This window comes from Oharaeibacter diazotrophicus, assembly GCF_004362745.1.
GTDB lineage: Bacteria > Pseudomonadota > Alphaproteobacteria > Rhizobiales > Pleomorphomonadaceae > Oharaeibacter > Oharaeibacter diazotrophicus.
The window spans coordinates 1-2,737 of the sequence record NZ_SNXY01000002.1; the positions used below are offsets into that span (position 1 = coordinate 1).

Sequence of the window (2,737 nt, forward strand, 5' to 3'; positions counted from 1 at the left end):
CTGATGACGGTGGTCAACTACTCCGTCCAGGACACCTTCGGGAACAACGAGTTCTTCTGGGCGGGGACACAGTGGTTCGAGGAGGTGCTCGCCTCGGAACGCTTCCATCAGGCCCTGATGCGCAACCTGATCTTCTCGGCGATCGTGCTGGCGATCGAGATCCCGCTCGGGATCGCGGTGGCCCTGACGATGCCGAAGAAGGGCTGGGGCGTCTCGGCCTGCCTCGTCACCATGTCGCTGCCGCTCCTGATCCCGTGGAACGTGGTCGGCACGATCTGGCAGGTGTTCGGACGCGGCGACATCGGCCTGTTCGGCCGGGCCATGAACGCGATCGGCTGGGACTACAACTACGGCCAGGATCCGTTCGACGCCTGGGTCACCGTGATCCTGATGGACGTCTGGCACTGGACCAGCCTCGTGGTGCTGCTCGCCTATGCCGGCCTCGTCTCGATCCCGGACGCCTATTATCAGGCGGCCAAGATCGACGGTGCCTCGCGCTGGGCCGTGTTCCGCTACATCCAGTTCCCCAAGATGGGCCGGGTGCTGCAGATTGCCGTGCTGCTGCGGTTCATGGACAGCTTCATGATCTACACCGAGCCCTTCGTCGTCACCGGCGGCGGCCCCGGTTCGTCGACGACGTTCCTGTCGATCGACCTCGTGAAGACCGCCGTCGGCCAGTTCGACCTCGGCCCGGCCGCCGCGATGTCGATCATCTACTTCCTGATCGTGCTGTTGGTGTCCTGGGTGTTCTTCACCGTCACCACCCACGCGACCGCCGACAAGAGGAGCTGACCCGATGACGACGCTCACCTCCAAGGCGGCCGAGGGCGTTCGCCCCGACGCCGGCCGCCGGGCCGGCGCCCGCAGCGGGTTCAGGCCGTCCGCCCTCGTGCCCGTGCTGTTCGTCGCCTTCCTGCTGGTGCCGGTCTACTGGCTGGTCGCACTCAGCCTGAAGACCAACGAAGAGATCATGAACCGGTTCTCCCTGCTGCCGCAGGCGCCGACGCTGCAGAACTTCCGCGTCATCTTCGGCGATCCGACCTGGTACATGACCTACGTCAACTCGATGACCTACGTGGTCATGAACATGGTCATCGCGGTGGCGGTGGCGCTGCCGGCGGCCTACGCCTTCTCGCGCTACCGCTTCCTCGGCGACAAGCACCTGTTCTTCTGGCTGCTGACCAACCGGATGGCGCCGCCGGCGGTCTTTGTGCTGCCGTTCTTCCAGCTCTACTCGGCCTTCGGCCTGATCGACACGCACATCGCGGTCGCGATCGCGCACTGCCTGTTCAACGTGCCGCTGGCGGTGTGGATCCTGGAAGGTTTCATGTCGGGCGTGCCGAAGGAGATCGACGAGACCGCCTATGTCGACGGCTACTCGTTCCCGACGTTCTTCGTGAAGATCTTCACGCCGCTGATCGCGTCCGGCATCGGCGTCGCTGCCTTCTTCTGCTTCATGTTCTCCTGGGTCGAACTGCTGATCGCCCGCACGCTGACGACCACGGCGGCCAAGCCGATCGCGGCGGCGATGACCCGGACCTCCTCGGCGACCGGCCTCGACTACGGCGTCCTCTGTGCCGCCGGTGTGCTGACGATCATCCCGGGCGCGCTCGTGATCTGGTTCGTGCGCAACTACATCGCCAAGGGCTTCGCCCTGGGGAGGGTGTGATGGTGCTATCCTTCGGCCGGGTGGCGGCGGTGGCCCCCTCTCCCTGTCCCTCCCCCTCCAGGGGGGAGGGGACGCGGTGGCAGGGTTCCGCATCGGGCCCGCACGGCACGCCGTGCCGCCGGGGCCGCGATCGAAGCCCCCACCTGTTCGCGATCGGCTTCCCCATGGTCCCCTCCCCCCTCGAGGGGGAGGGACAGGGAGAGGGGGCGCGCGGCAACCAACTTCGTACACGTCTCGGAGCTTGAACGATGGACTTTTCCTGGATGGCTTGGACGTGGCCGACGGCGATCTTCTTCGTGGTGATCGCGACGCTGATCGCGGGGATGGGCGCGTGGGAGTGGGCGGTGCCGGGTGGCTCGCCGCGGGTCGGGATCCTGCGCTTCGAGACGACGCGCGGCGACCGGCTGTTCATCTCGCTGCTCGGGTCGGCGTTCGTCCACCTCGCCTGGCTCGGCCTCGTCGGGCCGGATCTCTGGTGGGCGACGGCCCTGTCGGTCGCCTGGGCGATCGCGGTGTTCCGCCTCGTGTGAGGCGGCAAGGGATCTACGCGCCGCGTCGCCGGACGGGAGAGCCGGCGGGCGGGGCGATGGAGAACGGGAGACCGGTCCGCCACGGGCCGGGTTCCGGGGGAACCTGACCGTCCGCTCCGGCGGGCGCAAATGGGAGGAGAAACGGTATGAAGAAGCTTCTGCTCGCAACCGCGGCGCTGTCGGTGCTGGCCTCGCCGGCCTTCGCCGACATCGAGGCGGCCAAGAAGTGGATCGACGGGGAGTTCCAGCCCTCGAGCCTGTCCAAGGAGGACCAGCTCAAGGAGATGGAGTGGTTCATCAAGGCGGCCGAGCCGTTCAAGGGCATGGAGATCAAGGTCGTCTCCGAGACGATCACGACCCACGACTACGAGTCGAAGGTGCTCGCCAAGGCGTTCGAGGAGATCACCGGCATCAAGGTGACCCACGACCTGATCGGCGAGGGCGACGTCGTCGAGAAGCTGCAGACCCAGATGCAGTCGGGCGAGAACATCTACGACGCCTATGTCAACGACAGCGACCTGATCGGCACGCACTGGCG

At 66.6% G+C, this 2,737-nt stretch carries 3 protein-coding genes and 1 pseudogene; all 4 read left to right on the forward strand.

Going from position 1 to position 2,737, the window contains the following annotated elements:
• Positions 1-792: carbohydrate ABC transporter permease (locus tag EDD54_RS00100; protein WP_133673930.1), on the forward strand; the 792-nt coding region annotated here is incomplete at its 5' end.
• Positions 793-796: 4 nt separating this feature from the next.
• Positions 797-1,669, forward strand: coding sequence for a carbohydrate ABC transporter permease (locus EDD54_RS00105; protein ID WP_126542091.1), 873 nt, complete (start codon positions 797-799; stop codon positions 1,667-1,669).
• Between the two features lie 248 nt (positions 1,670-1,917).
• Complete coding sequence (locus EDD54_RS00110; protein ID WP_126542093.1) at positions 1,918-2,199, forward strand: DUF2160 domain-containing protein; 282 nt, start codon at positions 1,918-1,920, stop codon at positions 2,197-2,199.
• A 146-nt stretch (positions 2,200-2,345) separates the two neighbouring features.
• A pseudogene (locus EDD54_RS00115) lies at positions 2,346-2,737 on the forward strand (carbohydrate ABC transporter substrate-binding protein); the annotation flags it as partial.